Origin of the sequence: Streptomyces sp. CB02400, assembly GCF_001905725.1 — a bacterium.
GTDB classification, from domain to species: domain Bacteria; phylum Actinomycetota; class Actinomycetes; order Streptomycetales; family Streptomycetaceae; genus Streptomyces; species Streptomyces atrovirens.
Map to the genome: position 1 here is coordinate 121,127 of NZ_LIWB01000012.1, position 22,805 is coordinate 143,931.

Here is a 22,805-nt window from a genome sequence, read left to right on the forward strand (position 1 = left end):
CATGACCAGTCATCACCCTTCCTGCTGCACACCGGTCACCCTCACCGTGCCGCCCGCGCAGACGGCCGTACCCGACGCGCGGGAGCGCTCGACCCGCGGGCAGGTCCGCCTGCCCGGGGGCGAGTTCGCCATGGGCGACGCCTTCGACGAGGGGTACCGCGCCGACGGCGAGACCCCCGTCCACCCGGTGCGTCTCAAGCCCTTCCACATCGACGAGACCGCCGTCACCAACGCCCAGTTCGCGACCTTCGTCAAGGCCACCGGCCATGTCACCGACGCCGAACGCCACGGATCCTCGGCGGTCTTCCACCTCGTGGTCGACGCCCCGTCCGCCGACGTCCTCGGCGACGCGGCCGGAACCCCCTGGTGGATCAATGTCAGGGGCGCCCACTGGCGCCGCCCGGAAGGCGCCCGCTCCGACATCGGCGGCCGGCAGAACCACCCCGTCGTCCACGTCTCGTGGAACGACGCGGCCGCCTACGCCCGGTGGGCGGGCAAACGCCTGCCCACCGAGGCCGAGTGGGAGTACGCGGCACGCGGCGGCCTGGCCGGACGCCGCTACGCCTGGGGTGACGACCTCACCCCCGACGGCCGCTGGCGCTGCAACATCTGGCAGGGGCGCTTCCCCCACACCAACACCGCCGAGGACGGCCACCTCACCACCGCGCCGGTGAAGTCCTACCGCCCCAACGGCTTCGGCCTGTGGAACACCGCCGGCAACGTGTGGGAATGGTGCGCCGACTGGTTCTCGCCCACCTACTACGCCCACTCCGCCCCGGAGGACCCGCGCGGCCCGGACACCGGGACCGCACGGGTCCTGCGCGGCGGCTCGTACCTCTGCCACGACTCCTACTGCAACCGCTACCGGGTCGCGGCCCGCTCCTCCAACACCCCGGAGTCGTCATCGGCCAACCTGGGCTTCCGCTGCGCCAACGACTCGTCGTCCCCGGAATCAGGTGGTGTCGCAGGCGCGCTTCAGCGCGGGGACGAGGCGTAGCGCGTTGTCGCGGTAGATGCCGCGGCGCTGGTGATCGGTGAACGCGTGGTCGGCCTCGACGGCCGGCCCCGTGAAGCCGGTGATGATGTCGACGGAGGCGGCCGGCCAGTCGGTGCCGTACAGGATCCGGTCGGCACCGGCCGTGGCCACCAGGGTGCACGCGGGGGAGAGGGGACCGGCCGTGTCGTAGTAGAAGCGGTGGAGATAGTCCCGTACACGGGCGGCATCGATGGGTGGGACGCAGAAACCACCGAAGGCGTCGATACGGGTGGCGATGTGAGGAAGGAACCCGCCGGCATGCGGCAGTACGACTGACAGACGCGGGTACCGGTCGAGTGTCCGGGTGCGGATCAGGTTGACCGCGGCGCGCGTGGTGTCCAGCGCGAAGTCGCACATGAAATTCGGGATGCCCGCAACGGTGGGCACCCCCGGTGGTCTGCCCGGGAGATCCAGGGGGTGCGTGAAGAGAACGCCGGAGCGTTCGTCGAGCTCGGCGAGGAAGCGGTCGTACGAAGGATCACCGAGATACACACCGTTGTAGTTGGCCTTCACACTCACTCCGACGGCGCCGAGGTCGTCAAAGGCCCGACGGAGGGCCCACGTGGTGACTTCGGGGTGGTCCAGGAGGGCAGGGCAGAGGAAGGCGAACCGGCCCGGGTGTTCATGCGTCAGGTCGGTCAGCGCCTGGAAAACGACGGTGAGCCCCTCCTTCGCCTGGGCCGGGGTGCGGTACCGGTCCTGCATGGTGGGGTGGAGAACGGCGGTCGCGATCCCCGCCCGGTCCATCACATCGAGCGCGGAGTCCACGTCCCAACGCGCCCACCACAGCAGTTCCTGCCGCCGCAGCAGGCCTTCGCGCTCCGCCCAGTCCACCCATGCCGGAGCGGTGACATGGTGATGGACATCGATCTTCGTCCGCCAGGCGGCGTCGTCCCCTGCCGTGTCGGTCGGTCTCACCGTCCCCCGGGCGAGAGCGCGGGACTCGTCCGGGGCGGCGACCACGGACGCCGCGGCCCCGCCGGCTATGAGAAGACTGCGCCGGCTCACGGACTGGCGGGAATTCGACATGTGCACGTCCGTCCGTTGTCACCGTCTGCTGTCGTACCACGGTGACCCGACGGCGGGCCGGCGAACTCCCGGGCCTGCTCCGTCGGGGGGACGGATTCCACCGGACGGAGCAGCACCTCTCGGGAGTACGGCCTCCCAGGCGTTCAGGCGGTGAAGTGGTGGCTGCCGCAGCCGTCCTCCGCACGGAGGAACATCGCGTGGGTGCGGGCGACCGCGTCCGGGGCCGTCGTGGGAACAGGGCCCGCGTACGGGACGAGAACGGATTCGCCGGACGTGGCTTTCCCGCCGTCCCGGACGTCCGGGTGCGAGAGGCCGTACGCCTGGCGGCCGGCCACCCGGTCCGCGACCTTGTAGGCCGCGTTGCCCTGTGCGGAGCCGTTCATCCGTGCGGCCCGGCTGGGCGGGTCGTACGGCATCTCGTTCCGGTAGAAGTACGTGCGCCCGCCGTTGCCGTTCCAGACGGTCTGGTGCTTCCGGAAGTCCGGGTCCTCACCTCATGTCAGCGCGGGCATGATCTCCTGATGTATCAGGCGAAGTTGGTCGTCGGCGTCCGCCACACCGTCCAGGTCCAGGCCGGTGAAGGCCCGTACCAGCCGCCGGTCGGTGAGGGCGCAGATGACGTGGTTCACGCCGCTGGGCGCGATCCGGGTACGGATCTTCTCCGCGCACTCGGCCGGGGTGCCCGCGATGGACAGCCGCTCGGCGACCTCAGGTGTGGTGAGTTCGATGCCCCGCGCCAGATCGCCGGCGCCGATCGCCTCGATCACGGGTTTCAGCTCGGCGGGCTCGACGCCGTCGCGGCGCAGTTGTTCCTCAGCGGATAGTCGGGTAACAGGCCGTAGCTGAACCTCATGGGCGTGTCCTCTCCGGCCTCGACCGATCGGTCACCGACCCGCCCAGTGTCCAGGCCGGTCCCGCCACTGGCCAGGGCGCGCACAGGTCACTTCCCGCTTTCGGCGAACAAGGTTCACGCCCGCTTCACGCCCGGCGCGGTGGGTGCGACGCGAGCCCGAGCCGTATCCGTGAGCTTGCCGTATCTATCGAATTTCGATAATTTCCCATCGTGATTCGATCGAAGCGTCCGTCTTCGACGGCCTGAAGGAGCACAGTCATGCCCACAGCAGCCCCCACACACCACCGCCCCGGGGACACGGTCGAAACGGATGTGCTGGTGGTCGGTGCCGGACTGGCCGGCCTTCACGTCGCCACACTGCTCGCCCGGCAGGGCCACGACGTGCTCCTGGCCGAGCGGCGGTCCGGCCTCGCCGGCGCGATCCGCACCACGGGAATCTTCGTACGGAAGACACTCGACGACTTTCCGCTGCCCGACGAACACCTCGGGCCGCCGATCCGGCGCGTGGTGCTCTATCCCCCTGGCCTGCGCCGCCCCGTCAGCCTGGTCAGCGACCGTGACGAGTTCCGAGTGGGTGACATGGCGCCGCTGTACGAGGAGGCGGCCGCCGTCGCGGTCGGCGCCGGCGTGCGGCTGGCGCTGGGCACCCGCTACGCCGGCCGGCGGGGCAACACCTTCTGTCTGGTGGACCGTGACGGGCCGACCGCGGTCCGGGCACGTTTCGTCGTCGGCGCCGACGGAGCGCGTTCGAGCGTCGCCCGCGACCTCGGCCTCGACCGCAACCGCCGACTGCTGGTCGGTGCCGAAGAAGTCTTCGAGGTGCCCGCGAACGGTGAACCCCCGACCTTCCACTGCGTCCTCGACCCCTCGCTCGCCCCCGGGTACCTGGCCTGGGTGGTCAACGACGGGCGGCACGCCCATGTCGGGGTCGCGGGCTACGCCGACCGCTTCCCCCAGGGCCTGCGCCGGACCATGGAGCGGTTCAGCGCCTCGGCCCCCGGGCTGGCCGGCGTGGACCGACCCGAGTCGGTGGAGCGACGCGGGGGCCCGATCCCCGTCGGCGGAGTGCTGCGCCGCATCGCCTGTGCCGAGGGACTCCTGGTGGGCGACGCGGCGGGCGCGGTCTCACCCCTCACCGCCGGGGGCCTGGACCCGTGCCTGCGACTGTCGGAGCTGGCCGCCTCCGTCCTCGACGACGCGCTGCGGTCGGGGCGACCGGAGGCGTTGACCCACTACAGCGGAGCCGCCCTGCGCGCACAGTTCCGGGGCCGGCTCACCCTGCGCAGGGGCCTGGCGCACATACGGACACCGGCCGCGTCCACAGCGGCGTTCGCCCTGCTGCGCACCCCGTTCGGCCGGGCCGCGGCCGGCCGTGTCCTCTTCGGCGACCGCTCCTTCCCCGACCCGTCGCCCACCGGTCAGAGGCAGGTGAGCAGGTCGTCGAGCGGGGCGGGTACGCGCTCGGGGGGGAGGGCCTCGACGAGGACGCGACCGTAGTGGATCTTGCGGCCCTTCTTCGTGCCGAGGAAGCGCCGCAACCGCTGCTGTGCGGTGCGTTCCCGCTGGGCGGGCTGGCTCAGGAAGGTCCGCAGGGGGCGCAGATCGCCCTCCGCCCGGACCAGTTCCTCCACCCGCGTCATCCCCAGTGCGCGGATGAGTTCGTCCTCCAGGTCCGCGGCGCAGACGAAGAACTCCTGCCGTGCGACACCGGCCCGCTCCAACCCGCGGGCGTAGTAGCCGCGTTCGCCCTCGTCGCACAGCCCCGTGAGGCGCAGGCCCAGGCCGGGTGGCCCGAGCAGGCGGGCGAAGCGTCCGATGTTCATCGCGCCTCCCATCGGCAGGACGCAGATTCCCTCGGCCGCCAGGTTCCGGCCGCGGCTCGCGGCCAGCGCGTCGACCGCCGCGGCGTCGCTCAGCCCTTCGAGCAGGACCGCCGCCCGGACGTCGAGCCGCGCCGCCAGCTCGCGCGCGGGGCCGACGGGACCACCGGCCGCCCACGCGGTGACCGCGTCCCGGAACGACTCCATGTCAGCCATGGGACGAGTCTGGACCCTTTCCGGGCGCCACCGGTAGGGAATTTCCGCCGGTGGCCCGCGGGACGGGCGACACCGGCGGGCGCCGGTGTCGCCCGTCGAGGACGGCTACGGTGTCACGCAGCCGATCGTGCCCACCGGGAAGTCATTGCCCGACGACGTGGCCGTGAAGCCGAACGTCACGCTTCCGTCGGGGTTGACCACACGGTTGTGATCGACGTTCCGCACCGTCACCGTGCCGTCGGAGCCCTTGGTCAGGGAGCCGTTCCACGCACTGCCGATCGTGGTCCCGGCACCGGGCTTCCACTGCACGGCCCAGCCGTTGAGCGGTGACGTCCCGTGGTTCATCACCTCGACGGATCCCTGGAAGCCGCCGCTCCAGGAGTTCACCACGTTGTAGACGGCCATGCAGGAACCGGTGTGCGGCGGGGGGTCCGTCGGGTCCGGGTCCGTCGGGTCCGGGTCCGGTGTGCCGCCGGAGTCGCCGATGCCGGTCACCTCGCCGTTGCCGCCGTCGAAGACGATGTCGGAGCAGGAGAAGAAGTTCTCCTGGCTGTCCGAACGCACCCACTGCATGAAGATCAGCGCGTCCCCGGAGCGCCCGGAGGGCAGCTTGAGGTCCCAGTAGTAGTGGCCCCCGTTGGCGCCGGCCGAGCCCTGCTGGGGCGGGTTGGTGACGGTCTGGATGAGCTCCAGGTCGTTCCAGCCGAGCTGGGACGTGGGCGACCAGCCGGGCTTGGTGAGGTAGACCCGGAAGTCACCGGGATGGGCGGCCCAGTTGCTGTACTGCACCTTGACCGTCGCTCCGGACGTCAGATGCGTCCGGGGCCAGTCGGCGCGGGCCGCGTTGTAGGCGGAGAAGTCGTACGGGGAGCGGTCACCGGCGCTGCAGAGCGTGCCGTCCGGCACATAGCCGGCGCCCCGCCCGCCCGCGTTGGAGTCGAGGACGGCGAACCAGTTGTACAGCGCCGTCGAGCCGCTCTGGTTCAGCGCGTCCTGGCACGCCGGGTTGGTCGGGTCCAGTCCGCCGGTGCCGGTGAGGGCGTCCAGCTGGCAGAGGTAGGTGCGCGATCCGGGCATCATCGCCACGCCGTGCGCCTGCGCGTCGTCCTGCCAGAGGAAGCTCAGGCCGAGCCCTCCGAGGAGGGTGGCCAGTACTGCTGCCAAGGAGATGAATCTCCGTCTTAAGGCCATGGGGATCTCCTGTGCCGGTAGTGGATGGGTCGGGGAGTGGCGGGAGGTGGAAGCCCCGCCCGTCGGGGAGGGGCGTCGACCGGACGGGCGGGGGGTTCGGGGGGCGGGACCCGGGGCCCGCCCTGTCGGCGCAGGAAGGAAGAGCGGGCCCCGGGTCGGAGGGACACGGCGGGTGCGCGGCCCGCCGGTCGGGTCAGGCGGCCGTGCAGGCGGTGCCGTTCAGGCTGAATCCGTTCGGCCGGGCGAAGGTGCCGCTGTAGGTTCCCTGGAAGCCGAAGTTCTGGCTTCCGCCGGGCGCGATCCGCGCGTTGCCGCCCAGCCCGCTCGCCGTGACCGCGCCCGAGGAGGGACTGACGGACGCGTTCCAGGCGTTGGTGACGCGCTGCCCGGAGGGCAGGGTGAAGGCGAGCTTCCAGCCCTCGACGGCGGACGAACCGGCGTTCTTCACGGTGACGTCGGCGGTGAAGCCGCCCGGCCAGACGTTCGTGGCGTACGACACCGTGCACGCCGCCGGGCCACCGGGCTCACCCGGGCCGCCGGGGTCACCGCCGCCGGTGTTGACGGTGGAGGAGAAGGAGTTCACCGCGAGCCCGGCGCCGTTCTGCCAGGGCTCGAAGCCGGCCTGGACGCTCGTCAGGTACCAGTCGTTCTGCGCCATTCCGCGCGCGACGGTCTCCTCGACGAAGTCCATGACGTCGAAGCTCCAGCTGCTGATCGCCGACGGTGCGACGAACGACAGCACGTCGTTGGAGCCGTTGCCGCCCGACCACACCTGCCAGGTGCGTCCGGCCACGGTGGCCGTGCCGACCTGGGAGCCGATCGGCTGGATCGGGCCCACCTTGTTCAGCCAGATCATGATCTCGGTCCGGTTCACGCCGTCGGTCCGGGGCGTCGGGTCCAGCCAGATGTCGTACGAGGCGTTGTACACGGCGTCGCTGACATAGCCGTACGAGATGCTGCTGGGCGCGCTGGAGATGCCGCTGATCCGCGCGGGGAGGGCGGTTCCCGGCGAGCAGTTGGTGTAGTGGCAGCCGTTGAAGACCGACGGGTACGACTTCGGGGCGCCGTTGGTCGGCACCGAGCCGTCGGCCTGGGTGACGCGGAAACCGCTGTCCGTGGCGGTGACGCACTGGGTGGCGCTGGTGCCCCAGCGGTTGTTCTGGACGACGTAGCGGCCCTGGATGGTGGTCGATCCGTACTGTTCGCAGATCGTGGTGTCGGCCTGGGCCGGCGCCGTCGCGGTCACCAGCGCCGCGACCACGGCGAGAGCGGTGAGGAGTGTCGCGAACAGGCCGCGCAGGGCCTGGGTGTGGTGCGGTAACCGTCGCATGCGGGGGCCTCTCCAAGAGGGTGCGGGGGGCGACCGGAGGGAGCGCTCCCCTCTCCCCATTGATGGGAGCGCTCCCATTTGTGTTTCGGGACGGGACTGTAGGAGCTACCCATGTCCCTGACAAGACTGTGCGCGGGAAACTGTCGAATTAAATTCGAAGCCGCAGGTCGGAGAGTTGATCCACAAAGGCCGTCCGCCTCGGGAGCGCTCCCGAAACATTCGATGACGCCGTGACCCATGAGACGGACGAGGGGGGAGTGGAACGGTGGGTCAGGCGGAGCCGCGCAGTACCAGTTCCGTACGGAGGATGACGTGCCGCCAGGCCACTTCCGGCTCCTCCATCTCCTCCAGGAGCAGCCGCACCATCGTCCGGCCGATCTCCTCCAACGGCTGGCGCACCGTCGTCAGTTTCGGAGCGGTGTGCTGGGCGAGCGGGAAGTCGTCGAACCCGATCACCGCGACGTCCTCCGGGACCCGGCGTCCCGCCGCGCGCAGGGCGTCGAGCGCGCCCGCGGCCATGGTGTCCGACGCGGCGAACACACCGTCGATCTCCGGGGCGCGCTCGATGAGCTCGGCCATCGCCCGGCGTCCGCTGTCCGCCGAGAAGTCCCCCTCGACGGTCCAGGCCGCCCTGCTCTCGGCGCCCGCCCGCTCCAGCGCCTCGCGGTAGCCGCGCAGCCGGCACTGGGCCACGTACATGTCGAGCGGCCCGGTGATGGTCGCGATCGAGCGGCGTCCGAGGCCCAGCAGGTGCGCCACCGCGCCGCGGGCGCCGCCGGCGTTGTCCGCGTCGACGTAGGTCACGCTCTCCTCGCCCGAGCGACGCCCCAACAGGACGGTGGGCAGCCCCACTTCGGCCAGCATGTCGGGCAGCGCGTCCTCGGCGTGCACGGACATCAGCATCACGCCGTCGACCCGGCCGCCGCGCGCGTACTCCACGAGGCGCTGCCGCTCGGCGTCCGTACGGACCAGGGTGAGCAGCAGCTGCACCTTGGTGTCGGTCAGCGCGTCGCCGACGGACCGGACGATCTCCGAGAAGAACGGCTCACCGAACTGCCGCCAGTCCGGCTCCGTCATGACCAGCGCGACGGCGTCGGCACGCCGGCCCGCCAGCGAACGGGCCGCCAGATTGGGGACGTACCCCAGCTCGTCGATGGCGCGCTGCACGGCACGGCGCGTCGAATCCTTCACGCCCGCCGCGTCGTTGATGACGCGGGAGACGGTGCCCCGCCCCACACCGGCGAGCGCGGCCACCTCCTCCAGCGTCGGTGTACCGGGACGCTGCCTGCGCATGACCACCCCCACGAGATCACTAGATCTTACGGCCACCGGGTGCCGGAACGGCCGTACTTGGCACACGCTTCACACCTGGACGGCGACCGGTTCCGGACAGCGGCACCGGCGTTGTGCCGTCGTCCCGGCGGGGGCTTGCGACGTCGTACAAGCCGGGCGACGAGTCCACAGGCCGTCCCCCGGCCCCGCGAACCTCCAGTCAGACCAAGGATGTCGGACAAGCGTCGGCTTTCGTCCTGGCGACGGTCGGCCCGGGCCCGTGGCCGGTGGACCACGTCGTCGACGCGGACCGTGCCTCCGGCACGCCCTGGGCGCTCGCCGCCGCAGCCGTCGCCGTGGCGGCGGTCCCCGCCCCGGTGTCGCGCCGCCGGCACCCGCACACCACGGCGCCTGCCTCCCGGGCGCAGGCACCACCGGATCCGGTGCTCCCGGTGCCGCTCCGGCTTCCTACGGCGCGGACGGAGGGGAGAGTTGCTCGCGGACCCACGCGGGATCCGGGTTGACGTGCGGCCGGCCCCCGACGACGACCGTCGGCACGGTCTCGTCGCCGTCGTTGGCCGCCCTCACCGCTGCCGCTCCGTCCGGGTCACGCCAGATGTTCACCCAGTGCAACTGCCCGGCGGCACGGCCCAGTCGGATACGCAGCCGCAGGCAGTACGTGCAGCCGGGCCGCCAGAAGACGACCGGCCGCCCGTCGACCGCGCTGCGGCGTCGTGCCTCCGGAGCGCCGATCGACCTCGGGAAGACAAGGGGCGAGTTCACGCCCGCGAACACCGGCAGCACCAGCAGAAGCGCTGCGGCCGCACCAGGACGGCCGGCGAGGACCAGCCCGGCCGCGACGACCGAGCCGCAGAGCACCAACAGCATCGGCAGGACCCAAACGCGCATCATGAGGACGCAGGCTATCGGGGCACCCGCGGACACCACCGCCGCGCCTCGCGCTCCCCGGCCGCCCGCCACGACGTCGGCGCGGGTTCCGGCGGAAGCCGCCGTCCGCCGGACCGGGAGGGCGGCCCCGGCCCGGAGCCGCCCTCGCCGGCGGAGGCGGTGCGTCAGGACGGTGTACGGCGTGTCCCCGGCGCCGGTTCCTCCCGTGCGGCCGGACGCGGCACGCCGGGGCGGGCGTCCGGCGTCGGTGCTCCGTCCACCCGCAGGAGCGGCCAGTCCGCGAGGTCCCGCAGGAGCTGACGGTCGTGGGTGGCGACGACGACGCCGGCGCCGGTGTCGCGGAGCGCCCCGGTCAGCTCGTCGACCAGCGGCGCCGACAGGTGGTTGGTCGGCTCGTCGAGCAGGATCAGCGTGGGCCGCCCGGACAACGCCAGCGCCAGGTCGAGACGCCGCTGCTGCCCCTGGGACATCCGCCCGACCGGCGTGCCCGTCGCGTCGGAGTCCAGCAGCCCGAGGGACCCCAGCGGGACGGCCTCGCCGTCCCGGAGCACCCCGCCGGCCACCAGCCGTCCGACGTGCCGGTCGTACACCTCGCGGGCGGTGAGCCGGGGGTCCTGTCCGGCGGTCTCCTGGGTGACCCGGACCACCCGCGCCCCGCTCGCCGTCCACACGTGCCCGTCGGTGGGCCGGAGGACGCCGGCGAGCACCGCGAGCAGCGTGGACTTCCCGGCGCCGTTGGGCCCGGTGACGAGCAGCCGTTCGCCGCCGTCGAGGGTGAGGTCGACCGGAGGGGCCAGCCGCCCGTCCACGGCGACACCGTGCGCCCGCAGCTGCGGCGCGCCCGGCCGGACACCCAGCCGGGGCCACCGCAGGGCGGGCGGCGGCTCCGGCACGTCGATCCGGTGCGCGTCCAACGCCTCCTGCTGCCGGTTCAGGGCCTGTACGACGCCCGGCGCGCGGGACTGGCGCCGGTGCTTGCCGGTCCCCTTCTCCGGCCGCCAGCCGGTGGAGAGCCGGTCGCGGGCCCGCGACACCGCGTCCTGCAGCCGCCGGTGCTCGCTCTGCTGCTGCTCGTGGTCCTGCTCCCAGCGTTCACGCTCACGACGCCGGGCCTCCTCCCACGCGTCGTAGCCGCCGGCGTACAGGCGCGGCCTCCCGTCACGAGTGGGGTCGAGGTCGAGGAACCGGTCCGCGACGTCGCGCAGCAGCGCCCGGTCGTGGCTGACGACGGCGAGACCGCCGTCGTGTTCGCGGAGCCTGCGGGTCAGGAAGTCCAGGCCGCCGGAGTCGAGGTGGTTGGTCGGCTCGTCGAGCAGCAGGACGTCGTGCCGCCCACCGAGCAGGCACGCCAGCCGGACGCGGTAGCGCTGCCCGACCGACAGGGCCGACAGCGGCCGCTCCCGGTCGGTGCAGGCACCGAGGGTCTCCAGGGCGACGTCGACGCGGCGTTCGGCGTCCCAGGCGTCGAGGCGGGTGGCGGCGTCGAGCGCGGCGGTGTAGCGGTCGTCGGCGGCGGGGTCGCCCTCGGCCATGGCGAGGCCCGCCTCGTCCAGCGCGGCGAGGGCCGCCAGGGACGGGGCCAGCGCCGCGGACGTGAGGGTGCCGACGGTCTCACCGTCGCGCGCGGACAGCTCCTGGCGGGCCAGACCGACCGTACCCGTCCGGTGCACGGCGCCCGCGTCGGGCGTGATCAGCCCGGCGAGGACGTGCAGCAGGGTCGTCTTGCCGCGGCCGTTCTCGCCGACGACGGCGATCCGCGACCGGGCGGAGACGGTGACCGAGACGTCGTTCAGGACGCGCCGGGAGCCACGGGTGACGGTGACACCGTCGGCGCGGACGTGGGCACTGCCGCCCGCCTCGACGGGCAGGGACATGGCTTCGGGGGTCGGGGTGGGGTTCAACGGATGCTCCGCAGCTCGCAGTGGAGCCGGGCAGCACTAAACAGCCGCCCGGCAGGGACCGGAACGGCGTGCGCTGATTCAGGGAGAAGGCGCCGCCGTCAGCGGGCGGATCGAACCTTCTGCGACCAGATACCTCGTGCCATGCCCAGCACCTTAACAGGGCCGGCGCCTCTGGTTCCTCCGGTTTTCGACGAGCACGACCGGGCCGTGCCCGGTCCGCGGAGGGGCGGCCGTCCCCGGGCACCGGCACGCCGGCTCGCGCCGGGCACCACTGCGAGATGCCCGGCACCGCTGTGAGCCGCCGGGCGCCACTGCGGGATCATGACGACCATGGCACTCTTCCTGAGAACCCGCCCCGGCAGCGATCCGGCACGGACCCGTGTCGCGGCAGCCGTGGCCGCGCTGGTGACCGTAGGCGCCGGACTGGGCCTGCGGGCCGTGGCGACGGGGGACGTGGCCAAGTACGGCGGGGACGCCCTCTACACCCTCCTGATCTTCGCCCTGGTGGTCCTGGTGGCGCCGAGGACGACACCAGCGAGGGCCGCCGGGGTCGCGCTCGCCGTCAGCTGGGGGATCGAGTTCCTGCAGCTCACCGGGGTGCCGGCGGAACTCTCCCGGCACAGCACCGCGGCCCGCCTGGTCCTCGGTTCCACCTTCAACGCGCCGGACCTGTTCTGGTACATGATCGGCGCGATCACCGGCTGGCTCCTCGCACGGGGACGCGCGGTGCCGGCCGGAGCGCCGTGACACACGGTGCCGGTTTCACCGGGCGGGGAGGTGATACCCGGCCCTCGACCTGTTCCCCCACGCGCAGGAGGGCTCATGGCAACCGGCGAGACGGGCTTCAGCGATGTCGTGTACGACCTGATCTCCGTGCAGTACCACTCGCTGAAGGCGGGCCACGACTACGGCCAGTACGTCCGCGACGCGGAGAACGCGGACCAGAAGGAGATCGCCGACTTCTTCAGGGAGGTCATGGAACAGGACTCGGAACGCGCGGCCCGCTGCCACCGGTACCTGGCCCGGCTGTCCGGCACCGAGAAGGCCGGCCCCGCCGTCGGCTGACGGCACGGGTACGTCACAGCCCCGCCCGGCCGGCACCGGGGCGGCCGGCCGGGCCCCCGGCATGCGGGCGGACGCCACCCGTTGCACGCTGGTGCCATGGCGAGCGATCAACCCATCGTGATCTACCCGCCCGGCGAGGACGGCGGCCGGCGCGTCCGCGGCGGCGCGCGGTTCCTCGGGATGGCGTACGGGCTGCTGGACGTGGTGGAGTTCCTGCGCCTCGAAGGGCTGGAGAGCGTCGACGACGACTGGCTGCGCCGGTCCGCGACGGTCGAGTGGCGCGGCGGCGGCCCGGACGTGTGGAGCGCTCACGGCTGATCGGTACGCTGGGGACGTCGCGACGCAGCGGGAGGGGCTGGGGCAGGATGACGGTCGACGATGCTTGGGTGGGGCTCGCCGAGGCCGTGCGCGCGGTGCGCAGGGAACTCGCCGAGGCCGTCGCCGACGGGGACGGGACCGACGTACGCTTCGATGTCGGCCCGGTCGAGCTGGAGTTCACCGTGGACGTCCGCAAGGAACAGGGCGCGGACGGCGGTGTGCGGGTCTGGGTGCTCTCCGCGGGCGGACGGGGGACGAGGACCTCCGGTACGACCCACCGGATGCTCGTGTCCCTCACCCCGGTCACCGCAGAAGGGCAGCCCCTGCGCATCACCTCACAGGAGGCGGCCGTCACTCCGCGCGGTGAGTGAGAGGTGGTCCCGGACGCGCGTGTGGTGGAGGTCTGGGCCCGCGGACCGGACGGCGGCTGGTCGTTCGGATCCGGGTACCGGGTAGGGCCCGCTCTCGTACTGACCGCGGCCCATGTGGTCCAGCCGGAAACCGGCGGGCCCGGCACGGAGTTGTTCGTCCGCCTGCTCACCGAGGACCGCCGGTGGCAGGTGCGGACCGTCTGGTGCCGGCTGGACCGGCGGATGGACGCCGCGCTGCTGGAGATCAGCGACCCGGAGTGGCGACCCCCGCCCGGTGAGCCCGGGGTGCGCTGGGGCGTGCTCAGCGGCTCCGCACCCGGAGTGCCGTGCGCGGCGTCCGGGTTCCCGATGTCCCAGCGGCAGGACAACGGCCTGCGCGACACCGACCAGCTCTCCGGCAGCATCGATCCGGGCACGGGCGTACTGCGCCACCGCTACGAGGTGGAGGTGCACGGCACGGTCCGGGCGCGGCACGTCGCTCCCTCGCCCTGGTCGGGCATGTCGGGTGCCGTCGCCCTGTCGGGCGGGCTGGTGGTGGGCCTGATCGTCGAGGACCCACGAGCCTTCCGCAGCGCCCGCGTCGATGCCGTGCGGGCCGTCGACCTGCTGGCCGTCGACGCCTTCCGCCAGGCGGTGGAAGAGGACACCGGGCGGTCGCCCGTCCTGGAATCCGTCGAACTCGCGGACCTGTCGGCTCCCGCGGACCGCCCCACCGAGGTGCGGTCGCCCTCGTTCCTGCTGCGGGCCGACTCCGAGGTCGTGCCCTTCCACGGACGCGAGAGGGAACGCGCCGAACTCGACGCCTGGTGCCGCGAACCCGGATTCGGGGTGCGGATCCTCACCGGCCCGGCGGGGCAGGGCAAGACCCGCCTGGCCCGCGAGATCGTGGCCGGGCTCCACCGGGAGCGGCGGCTGGCCGCATGGGTCACGTACGACGGTCCGTCCGCCACCGCACCCGGCCACACCGTGCTGCACACGCTGTCCACGCCGACGGTGCTCGTCGTCGACTACGCGGAGACACGCGGTGACCAGGTGCGCTCCCTGATCGAACACGCGCTGGCCAACCGTCACGGCACCGCCGTCCGCCTGCTGTTGCTGGCCCGGACGTGCGGCGACTGGTGGTCCCGGATCGCCAAGGGCACCTCGGCCCTGCTGGAGGACGCCCTGCGCGACGTACGGGCCGACGCACTCGGACCGCTGGAGACGACCCCGCAGGGCAGGTCGGCGGCCTACCGCCGGGCGCTCGACGCCTACGCCACCGCCCTGAGCCGCATCCCTTCCCACGACGGTGTCCCCTGGCACCGTCACGCCGGCCGGCTCGTGCGGACCGGGCCCGACGTCACCGGGCCGGACGGTCCGGCGGAGGCGGTGCTCGCCCTGCACACCCGGGCCCTGACCGACCTCCTCCAGGCCGGACCCGCGCCGGTTCCCCGACGGCCGGGCGAGTCCCCGGAGGACGTACTCCTGCACCACGAATGGCGCTACTGGTCACGCCACGCCGAGGAATGCGGGCTGCGCCTGCCCGACCGGGTGCTGGACCGGGCCGTCGCCGCGGCCGCGCTCTGCGCGGTGGACACCGAGGCGAAGGCCGAGCGGGTCCTGCGCACCGTGCTTCCGGCGGCCTTCGCCGGGCAGACCGCCACCGTGACGGCGGCCGGCCGCTGGCTGCGCGCCCTCTATCCGCCGGCCGGCACAACCGTCTGGGGCTCCCTGCAGCCCGACCGGATCGCCGAGCACCTCGTCGGCCGGCAGATCACCGGCGCCGACGACCCGCTGTTCGACCTGCTCCCCGAACTGGGCGAAACCTCCCTGGAGGCCGCCCTGACCGTGCTGACCCGGGCCATGGCCCACCAGCCGCGCCTCGCCACGGTGCTGCCGGCCCTGGTGCTCACCCGCGCCGAGCAGTACGCGCCCGGAGCCCTGTCCGTGGCCGGCCGGACCGACCCGCCGGAACCGCTGCGCGGGGCGCTCACCGCCGTACTCGAGAACGGCCGCATCCCGACCGCCCTCGCCCTCACCCTCTTCGACCGGCTCCCCCTGACGCCGGGGCCCTTCCGCCGGGCGTCGGACATCCTGAGCGCCCGGCTGACCCGCTCCCTGGTACGGGTCGAACGCAAGCACGGACACGCGCCGCTCGCCGCCACCGCCCGGACCATCGACGCCGTCGCCACCCGCGCGGCACTCGCCGGTGACTACGAGAAGGCCATCAGCACCGGTGACGCGGCCCTGGAGTACTGGCGGGCCGTCGTCGCCGCGGAGGACGGCCGGCGCTACGTGTCCGAACTGGCCGGCGCCTGCGCCAACCAGGCCGTCCACCTGGGTCAGGTCCTCCTCCACCCGGACGCCCTCCGTCTCGCCGAGGAGGCCGTGGAGCTGTGGCGCACGGCCGTGGACAGCGGACAGGCGACCCCGGGGGAGACGGCCCCCGCCCTCCTCACCCTCGCCGACGCGCAGTCCCGTACCGGCAGACCGACCGACGCGATCGAGACCGTCGAACGGGTCGTCCGCATCCGGCGTGACGTCGCAGGGAACGGCTCCCCCCAGGACCGCCACGCACTCGCCGTCGCCCTGGCCGCGCTCGCCGCCACCCTGCTCGAAGCGGGCGACCCCGAGCAGGCCGTGGACATCGTCGACGAGGCGCTGCTCGTCTGGGAGGCGATGCCGGGCGCCCCCGCGGACCGGTACGCCGCCGCGCTGCTGACCCGTGCCGGGGCACTCACCGACCTGGCGCGGCACGCCGAGGCGCTGCGGACGGCCGAGCGGGCGGTCGCGCTCTTCGCCGACGACGGGACGGACCCCGCCGACCGGTCCCGGCGGGAGACCCTCGCCAAGGTCTGGAACGCGCTGTCCGTCTGCCTCAGCGAGGTGGGCCGCGACGACGAGGCCGTCGTGGCCGGCCGCAGGAGCGTCGCGCACCTCTACGAACTGGTGGAGCGCAACCCCCGCGCGCATCTCGTGAACACCGTGAGCGTCATGGCCAACCTCTCCCACGCGCTCAGCGAGGCGGGGGACGCCCAGGAGGCCCTGGACATGGCCGAGAAGGCGCTCCGCCTCTACGACGAACACCTCCACTCCGGGGCGGGGCACACGGCGGAGATCTCCGCCCGGCTGCTCGACACCCTCGCCCTGAGGCTCAACAACACCGGCCGCCACGAAGAGGCCCTGGAGAGATCGGAGCAGGCGGTCGAGCACGGCCGCGGGCTCCTGGAGGCGGACCCCGGCCGCCACCGCCCCCAGCTGTCACGGCTGCTGACGAACCAGGCCCTGATCCTCGTCGAACTGGGCCGCCTCGACGACGCGGTGCGGGTCACCCTCGAATCCGTCGCCCTCGCCCGTACGGCCGCCCTGAACCAGGACGACGACACCACCCTGGCGGATCTGGCGCTGTCCGTCTACAACGCGGCCATCGACCTGGGCGAGTTCGGCCGCCTCGACGAAGCCGCGGCGCTGGCGGAGGAGGCCGTCGGGCATTACCGGGCGCTCGCCGGACGCCATCCTGAGGCTTTCGCGGCGGACCTGGGCGACAGCCTCGTGGTGTGGGGCCAGCTGCTGCGCGATCTGGGCCGGGTGGAGGCGGGACGGGTCCGTCTGCGCGAGGCGCTCGGACTCTTCGCGTCCGGAGCCCGTCCCGAGAGCGTCGGGGAGACCCGCGCTCTCCTCGACTCCCTCACCTGGCGCGGGGATTCCGCCTGAGACAGAGAGGGCCCGTCACTCTCCGGGAAGACCGCGTGCCGGCGTCGTGGCGTGGGGGTGGGTCCGTGAGCGGAAGGCGCGGCGGTAGGTGTCGGGAGGCACGCCGACGGTGCGGTTGAAGTGCCGGCGCAGCGTCGTGGCGGTGCCCATGCCGGTGGCCGCCGCGATGCTGTCGATGCCGTCGTCGGTGGTCTCCAGCAACTCCTGTGCGTGGCGGATCCGTTGGGTCAGCAGCCATTGCAGCGGGGTGGTGCCGGTGACCGACCGGAAGTGGCGGCCCAGGTTGCGCGAGCTCATGCGCGCCTGGCGGGCCAGGTCCTCGACGGTCAAGGGCTCGTCCAGCCGCTCGAGCACCCAGGGCAGCAGTCCGGCGAGAGGGTGGTTGCCCGGGGCCGGCACGGGCGTCGCGACGAACTGGGCCTGGCCGCCGTGGCGGTGCGGCGGCACGACCAGGCGGCGCGCGAGGGTGTTGGCGACCGACGCGCCGCGGTCGAGGCGCACGAGGTGCAGGCACAGGTCCAGCGCGGCGGCTTTCCCCGCGCTGGTCAGCACGCTGCCGTTGTCCACGTACAGGACGTCCGGGTCCACCGTCACCCGGGGATGACGCTCGGCCAGGACCCGGGTGTGCGCCCAGTGCGTGGTAGCGCGCAGCCCGTCGAGCAGGCCGGCGGCGGCCAGCACGAACGCGCCCGTGCACAGGGAAACCACACGGGCACCGGCCTCGTGCGCGGCACGCACCGCGTCGAGCAGGTCGGCGGGCGGGGCCTCGTCGACGTCGGCCCATCCGGGGACGATCACGGTGTCGGCGTACGGGAGCCGGTCGAGGCCGTGGTCGGGTTCCAGCCGGAACCGCCCGGCCCGCACGGCGTCCGGCCCGCAGACGACGAGGTCGTACCAGGGGTCCGGCACCCCCGCCGGGACGGTGCCGAAGACCTCGTGGGCAACGGACAGTTCGAAGTGCAGCATTCCGTCGGTGACGGCCAGCGCGACAGTGGTCACGTCCGGAATTGTACGGGCCATGGCGTTCCGGACACTCGTGCGGGCCGCCCCACCCCCGACAGGATGTCCACGAGAGATCACGACAGAGCACGACGGGTCATTCGGGAACGGGGAAGAAGCCATGGGTTCGCAACGCACGGTGGTGGTGTTCGGCGCGTACGGACACACCGGGCGGTTCGTGGTGGCGCAGTTGCGGGAGCGCGGGTTCGTCCCGGTTCTCTCCGGCCGGGACGCGGACAGACTGAAGGAACTGGCGGCGTCCCGTCCCGGCACGGACGTCCGCCCGGCGTCGGTCGACGACCCGGTCTCGCTCGACCGTGCGCTGGCCGGCGCGGCGGCCGTGGTCAACTGTGCCGGGCCCTTCGCCACGACGGCGGCACCGGTGATCGAGGCGGCGCTGCGCGCCGGGATCCCGTACGTGGACGTGGCGGCCGAGATCGAGGCCAACGCCGACACGTTCACGCGCTTCACCGACCGCGCCCGCGCCGCGGGAGCGGTGATCGTCCCCGCGATGGCCTTCTACGGCGGCCTCGGCGATCTGCTGGTCACCGCGGCCATGGGCGACTGGACGGCGGCCGACGAGGCGCACATCGCCTACGGGCTCAGCGGCTGGCATCCCACCGCAGGAACGCGCGCGGCGGGCGCGATGTCCCGGCAGCGCCGGGGTGGCCGGCGCGTCCGGTACGCCGGCGGGCGACTGGAGTACCACGACGACGACTTGCCGACGCTGGAGTGGCCCTTCCCCCACCCGATGGGCCCCCGGACCGTCATCGGCGAGTTCACGATGGCGGACGCCGTCACCGTGCCCAGCCACCTGTCCGTCCCGGAGGTGCGCACCTACATGACGGCCGAGGCGGCCAGGGACCTGTCGGACCCGGACACCCCGGCACCGGCCGCGGCCGACGAACAGGGGCGGTCCGCACAGACCTTCCTCGTCGACGTCGTCGTGCGCTCCGGCGGCAGCGAACGGCGCGCCGCGGCCCGGGGCCGGGACATCTACGCCGTCACCGCGCCGCTCGTGGTGGAGGCGGTGGACCGCATCCTCACGGGACGGACCAGAACGGCCGGTGTCGCCTCCGCCGGCGCGCTCTTCGACGCGCCCGACTTCCTCGGCGCCCTGTCCTCGCACCTGTCCCTGGAACTGAGTCCGTGAGACGCCGGGTGACGCGGCGGAGCCCTGGCAGGGCCTTGCGGTCCTGTCAGGGCGAAGCGGTCCGTCGGGAGGCGCGGGTCAGCGGGTGAAGGTGACCCGGTGCTCCTTCAGGGCGCCGCAGTTGGAGCCGTACACCTGCACGTACACGTTGTCGATGCCGCCGCCCCAGTCCACGCAGTGGCCCTTGCCGTAGACGTAGGCCGGTCCCGCGTACGACGTGAACTGCCCGTCGTCCTGGGCACCCTCTTCGGTGTCGGGGACATAGATCCACGCGGACATGTCAAGCCTGGTGCCGGGGTTGTTGCGGATGGTCGCGACGCAGTTCCGGCCGTTGGCCGAGTTGTACGTCAGGTAGACGGTGCCCAGTGAGCCGACGGCTGCCGAGTTCACGGTCTTGTAGCCGCTTCCGCAGACCTTCTGCGGTGTGGTGTTGGGCGCGGCCGAGACCGGCGACGCCAGGGCGGTCGTGGCCCCCACCGACAGGGCGGCCAGCGCGGAGGCGGTCAGGACGGAACGACTGAGTCTCATATTTCCCCCTTGCGACTCTTGGAGCGGTTGCTCCTGTCTGGTGTGACCCGCGGACCGGGCGAAGGGTTGTGCCGTGTTCGACGGCGAACTCCTGCGCCCGGTCCCCGGGTTCACGGCGGGAGATCCGTCAGCGGCGCCGCAGCGACGCGTCGAGCAGCGCGGGCGGAGTGTCGTACTTCTCGTGTGCGGCCAGGTCGGTGCCCGGGGCGACGACGGTGTCGATCGCGTCGAGTACGTCGGCGGGGAGCACGGTGTCGGCGGCCGCGAGCTGGGAGCGCAGGTGGTCCAGGGTGCGCGGCCCGATGAGGGCACCGGTCACGGCCGGGTGCGCGGTGGCGAAACCGAGCGCGAGCTGGATCATCGTCAGGCCGGCCGCGTCGGCGATCCCGGCCAGTTGCTCGACGGCGTCGAGCCGGGCCCGGTTGGCGGGGAGGGCGGTGTCGAAGCGTTCCGGCATGAACGCCGAGCGGTGGGTGGTGACGTCCTTGCCCCTGCGGACGGCGCCGGACAGCCAGCCCGAGGCCAGCGGACTCCACACCAGCACCCCCATCCCGTACTCCTCCGTCACGGGCAGGACGTCGGACTCGACCCCGCGCTGCAGTACGGAGTAGCTGGGCTGTTCGGTGACGTAGCGGCTCAGACGGTGTTCGCGGGCGGCCCACTGGGCCTGCACGACGCGGTACGCGGGGAACGTGGAGGAACCGAAGTAACGGATCTTCCCCGCGCGTTGCAGATCGGTCAGGGCGGACAGGGTCTCCTCGTCGCTGGTGGCCGGGTCCCACCGGTGGATCTGGTAGAGGTCGACATGGTCGACGCCGAGACGGCGCAGGCTGTCGTCCAGCGCGGTGACCAGCCAGCGGCGCGAGCTCCCCCGGTGGTTCCGCTCGTCGCCCATGGGCATGTTGGCCTTGGTGGCCAGCACGATGTCGTCGCGGCGGCCGGCGATGGCCTTGCCGACCATCTCCTCCGACTCGCCCTCGCCGTACCAGTCGGCGGTGTCGATGAGGTTGACGCCGGCCTCCAGCGCGGCGTCGACGATGGCGGTGGCCTCGTCCTGGGGGGTGCGTCCGATCCTGCCGAAGTTCATCGCGCCGAGCGCGAGGGTGCTGACCTGGACGCCGGTGCGGCCCAAGGTGCGGTACTGCATGGTCGTGTCTCCTCGGTACGGGAAGTGTGTGACGGCATGGCGGCACACGGCTTGGTGGCCGGGCGCCCGCTCTGGCATCATGAGCAAACGGAACCGTGTTCCGGAACGATACGGAACACCGTTCCGTTTTGGCAAGCGGTGATGAGCGGAAGGAGCGGCGCGGTGAGCGACAGTGACGAGGGCGCCGGGCGCGCGGCTCCGTCCCGGCGCAAGGACGCCCGGCGCAACAAGGAGAACCTGCTGGACGCCGCCGCCGCGGTCTTCGTCGCGTCGGGCGTGGACGCGCCGGTCCGCGACATCGCGGCCAGGGCCGGAGTCGGGCTGGGCACGATCTACCGCCACTTCCCGACGCGGGCGGACCTCATCATCGCCGTCTACCGGCACCAGGTCGACGCCTGCGCCGAAGCCGGCCCGGCCCTGCTGGCCGCCGGCGCGACTCCGCACGCGGCACTGGGGGAGTGGATCGGCCTCTTCGTCGACTTCCTGGTCACCAAGCACGGCCTCGCCGCCGTGCTGCACTCCGACGAGGCCGGTTTCGACGCCCTGCACACCTACTTCCTCGACCGTCTCGTGCCGGTCTGCACCCAACTGCTCGAAGCCGCCGCGGCGGCCGGTGAGATCCGCTCCGACATCGACGCCTACGCGCTCATGCGCGGCGTCGGAAACCTGTGCATCGGCGCGGAGAGCGACCCCCGCTACGACGCACGCCGACTGGTCGGGCTCCTCGTCGCGGGACTGCGGTCACCCCGGTAGCGCCTTCCCGGGCGGTGAGGGAGGCAGCGCACAACGTGTCACACCTTTGACCGGTCCCCTGTCCTGCGGGTGGGAAGGCGGCGCACGGTCAGGTCCTCCGTCTCCGCCGAGCCCGGCAACGGCCTTTCCCTCACGGGACTTTGCCTTCTCTTTACAACCCGTGCCGTCGCTGTCCCGTCTCTTCGCACGATCCATGACCCAGCCCGCCAGGTCATCCTGCGGGCGGAGCGACGAAAGAGAGCGACCCATGCGCCGAACTGTCCTCAGCGCCACGGCACTTGCCTGCACCGCCGTGCTGGCGAGCACGGTGCCCGCCTTCGCCGACGGGCCGTCCCCGGTCCCCGCGGCCACCGTGACCCCCAGCGAGTCGCCGGCCCCGGCCGACGCCACGGACCCGAGCCCCGTACCGGCCGAGAGCGAAGCGCAGGCTCCCGGCGAGGTCACCGTCGTACCGAGCGGTGCGCCCGACACCGGCGTCGCGTCCGCGGAGTCCGGAACCGACGGCGCGCTGATCGGCGGGAGCGCCGCCGCGGTGCTCGCCGCCGGCGGCGCGGCGGCCCTTCTCGTACGTCGCCGGCGGGCGACCACGGCATGACGTCGCTCTCCAGGCGTGCCTTCGCCATCACGGCGACGGCCGCGCTCCTCGGCGGCTGCGGAGGCGGCCACCGGACCGGCCGGTCCCCGGCCGGACACCCCGGGAGCACGACACCGTCCGCGCGGTCCACCGGGAAATCGGCGCGTGCCCTCGGGCGTTCGGTCCCGGTCGGGCTGGAGATACCGGACATCGGGGTCGACACGCCGGTCATCCGGCTGGGGCTGGCCCCGGACCACACGGTCCAGGTGCCTCCGGTCACGGCCCATGACCGGGCGGGCTGGTACCGGCACTCGCCGACGCCCGGCCAGACCGGCCCGTCGGTGATCCTCGGCCACGTCACGGTCGGCGCCCACGGGGACGGCGTCTTCCGGCACCTCGCACGTCTGGGCCGGGGGGACAGGGTCGTGGCACGCCTGGAGAACGGCACCGCGGCGGTGTTCGCCGTCTACTCGGTCCGGACGGTCGCCAAGGCGGACTTCCCGACGGACGCGGTCTACGGTGACGTCGGCCGGCCGGAGCTGCGGCTCATCACGTGCGGTGGCCCACGCACCGGCGACGAGTACCGCGACAACGTGATCGTGTTCGCCGCGCTGACCTCCGCGAGTCCCTGATCCGCCACCGCGTTC

Annotated in this window: 22 protein-coding genes and 1 pseudogene; 11 read left to right on the plus strand and 12 right to left on the minus strand. The window is 72.9% G+C overall.

The genetic code is table 11. The features are described from left to right. Position 1: 1 nt before the first annotated feature. Positions 2-997 (plus strand): formylglycine-generating enzyme family protein, encoded by a 996-nt coding sequence (locus tag AMK33_RS26380; RefSeq protein ID WP_073935458.1) that lies wholly within the window; start codon positions 2-4, stop codon positions 995-997. On the opposite strand, the gene AMK33_RS26385 is transcribed toward AMK33_RS26380, so the two are convergent. The 3 genes and pseudogenes from AMK33_RS26385 to AMK33_RS26395 form a co-directional block, all read right to left on the minus strand. Then, positions 953-2,065 (minus strand): amidohydrolase family protein, encoded by a 1,113-nt coding sequence (locus tag AMK33_RS26385; RefSeq protein WP_079194969.1) that lies wholly within the window; start codon positions 2,063-2,065, stop codon positions 953-955. The two genes, AMK33_RS26380 and AMK33_RS26385, sit on opposite strands and share 45 nt — an antisense overlap. 143 nt (positions 2,066-2,208) lie before the next feature. Continuing rightward, positions 2,209-2,481, minus strand: a complete 273-nt coding sequence (locus AMK33_RS26390; protein WP_073935459.1) for a hypothetical protein — start codon at positions 2,479-2,481, stop codon at positions 2,209-2,211. A 78-nt stretch (positions 2,482-2,559) separates the two neighbouring features. Further along, a pseudogene (locus AMK33_RS26395) lies at positions 2,560-2,880 on the minus strand (LLM class flavin-dependent oxidoreductase); the annotation flags it as partial. A 296-nt stretch (positions 2,881-3,176) separates the two neighbouring features. On the opposite strand from AMK33_RS26395, the gene AMK33_RS26400 reads away from it, so the two are divergent. Then, complete coding sequence (locus AMK33_RS26400) at positions 3,177-4,415, plus strand: FAD-dependent oxidoreductase (RefSeq protein WP_079194970.1); 1,239 nt, start codon at positions 3,177-3,179, stop codon at positions 4,413-4,415. Here the strand turns inward: AMK33_RS26400 and AMK33_RS26405 are convergent. The 6 genes from AMK33_RS26405 to AMK33_RS26430 all read right to left on the minus strand — a co-directional run bounded on the left by AMK33_RS26405 (position 4,337) and on the right by AMK33_RS26430 (position 11,557). Further along, positions 4,337-4,954, minus strand: a complete 618-nt coding sequence (locus tag AMK33_RS26405) for a TOPRIM nucleotidyl transferase/hydrolase domain-containing protein (RefSeq protein WP_073935460.1) — start codon at positions 4,952-4,954, stop codon at positions 4,337-4,339. The genes AMK33_RS26400 and AMK33_RS26405 overlap by 79 nt on opposite strands. Positions 4,955-5,059: 105 nt before the next feature. Next, positions 5,060-6,145 (minus strand): lytic polysaccharide monooxygenase, encoded by a 1,086-nt coding sequence (locus AMK33_RS26410; RefSeq protein ID WP_073935461.1) that lies wholly within the window; start codon positions 6,143-6,145, stop codon positions 5,060-5,062. A gap of 193 nt (positions 6,146-6,338) precedes the next feature. After that, entirely contained in the window at positions 6,339-7,475 is a 1,137-nt protein-coding gene (locus tag AMK33_RS26415; protein WP_073935462.1) for a GH12 family glycosyl hydrolase domain-containing protein, read from the minus strand. Positions 7,476-7,745: 270 nt separating this feature from the next. Next, positions 7,746-8,768, minus strand: a complete 1,023-nt coding sequence (locus AMK33_RS26420) for a LacI family DNA-binding transcriptional regulator (protein ID WP_073935579.1) — start codon at positions 8,766-8,768, stop codon at positions 7,746-7,748. A gap of 447 nt (positions 8,769-9,215) precedes the next feature. Continuing rightward, positions 9,216-9,659, minus strand: a complete 444-nt coding sequence (locus AMK33_RS26425; RefSeq protein WP_073935463.1) for a glutaredoxin domain-containing protein — start codon at positions 9,657-9,659, stop codon at positions 9,216-9,218. Between the two features lie 161 nt (positions 9,660-9,820). Then, positions 9,821-11,557, minus strand: a complete 1,737-nt coding sequence (locus AMK33_RS26430) for an ABC-F family ATP-binding cassette domain-containing protein (RefSeq protein WP_079194971.1) — start codon at positions 11,555-11,557, stop codon at positions 9,821-9,823. A gap of 330 nt (positions 11,558-11,887) precedes the next feature. Between AMK33_RS26430 and AMK33_RS26435 the strand changes: the two genes are divergently transcribed. From AMK33_RS26435 to AMK33_RS44760, 5 genes are all read left to right on the plus strand, one after another. After that, entirely contained in the window at positions 11,888-12,304 is a 417-nt protein-coding gene (locus AMK33_RS26435) for a ribosomal maturation YjgA family protein (protein ID WP_073935464.1), read from the plus strand. A gap of 75 nt (positions 12,305-12,379) precedes the next feature. After that, positions 12,380-12,622: an acyl carrier protein gene (locus AMK33_RS26440; RefSeq protein ID WP_073935465.1), complete on the plus strand. Its 243-nt coding sequence runs from the start codon at positions 12,380-12,382 to the stop codon at positions 12,620-12,622. 96 nt (positions 12,623-12,718) lie between these two features. Continuing rightward, positions 12,719-12,940 carry a hypothetical protein gene (locus AMK33_RS26445; protein WP_073935466.1) on the plus strand — a complete coding sequence of 74 codons (222 nt, stop codon included), beginning with the start codon at positions 12,719-12,721 and terminating at the stop codon, positions 12,938-12,940. 47 nt (positions 12,941-12,987) lie between these two features. Then, positions 12,988-13,311, plus strand: a complete 324-nt coding sequence (locus AMK33_RS26450) for a trypco2 family protein (RefSeq protein ID WP_073935467.1) — start codon at positions 12,988-12,990, stop codon at positions 13,309-13,311. A gap of 3 nt (positions 13,312-13,314) precedes the next feature. Then, positions 13,315-17,004 carry a tetratricopeptide repeat protein gene (locus AMK33_RS44760; RefSeq protein ID WP_073935468.1) on the plus strand — a complete coding sequence of 1,230 codons (3,690 nt, stop codon included), beginning with the start codon at positions 13,315-13,317 and terminating at the stop codon, positions 17,002-17,004. Positions 17,005-17,019: 15 nt separating this feature from the next. Here AMK33_RS44760 and AMK33_RS26460 read toward each other — a convergent pair whose 3' ends face one another. Beyond that, positions 17,020-18,003: a helix-turn-helix domain-containing protein gene (locus AMK33_RS26460; RefSeq protein ID WP_073935469.1), complete on the minus strand. Its 984-nt coding sequence runs from the start codon at positions 18,001-18,003 to the stop codon at positions 17,020-17,022. Between the two features lie 121 nt (positions 18,004-18,124). On the opposite strand from AMK33_RS26460, the gene AMK33_RS26465 reads away from it, so the two are divergent. Beyond that, entirely contained in the window at positions 18,125-19,156 is a 1,032-nt protein-coding gene (locus AMK33_RS26465; protein WP_073935470.1) for a saccharopine dehydrogenase family protein, read from the plus strand. A 78-nt stretch (positions 19,157-19,234) separates the two neighbouring features. On the opposite strand, the gene AMK33_RS26470 is transcribed toward AMK33_RS26465, so the two are convergent. Further along, positions 19,235-19,684 carry a spore-associated protein gene (locus tag AMK33_RS26470; protein ID WP_073935471.1) on the minus strand — a complete coding sequence of 150 codons (450 nt, stop codon included), beginning with the start codon at positions 19,682-19,684 and terminating at the stop codon, positions 19,235-19,237. Positions 19,685-19,811: 127 nt separating this feature from the next. Next, on the minus strand, positions 19,812-20,831 hold the full coding sequence (locus AMK33_RS26475; protein ID WP_073935472.1) for an aldo/keto reductase: 1,020 nt from the start codon (positions 20,829-20,831) through the stop codon (positions 19,812-19,814). Between the two features lie 162 nt (positions 20,832-20,993). On the opposite strand from AMK33_RS26475, the gene AMK33_RS26480 reads away from it, so the two are divergent. The 3 genes from AMK33_RS26480 to AMK33_RS26490 all read left to right on the plus strand — a co-directional run bounded on the left by AMK33_RS26480 (position 20,994) and on the right by AMK33_RS26490 (position 22,790). Next, positions 20,994-21,584 carry a TetR/AcrR family transcriptional regulator gene (locus AMK33_RS26480; RefSeq protein ID WP_073935473.1) on the plus strand — a complete coding sequence of 197 codons (591 nt, stop codon included), beginning with the start codon at positions 20,994-20,996 and terminating at the stop codon, positions 21,582-21,584. Positions 21,585-21,831: 247 nt separating this feature from the next. Continuing rightward, positions 21,832-22,179 (plus strand): Tat pathway signal sequence domain protein, encoded by a 348-nt coding sequence (locus AMK33_RS26485; RefSeq protein ID WP_073935474.1) that lies wholly within the window; start codon positions 21,832-21,834, stop codon positions 22,177-22,179. Beyond that, positions 22,176-22,790, plus strand: a complete 615-nt coding sequence (locus tag AMK33_RS26490; RefSeq protein ID WP_073935475.1) for a class F sortase — start codon at positions 22,176-22,178, stop codon at positions 22,788-22,790. The genes AMK33_RS26485 and AMK33_RS26490 overlap by 4 nt, the downstream gene beginning before the upstream one ends. Positions 22,791-22,805 lie beyond the last annotated feature (15 nt).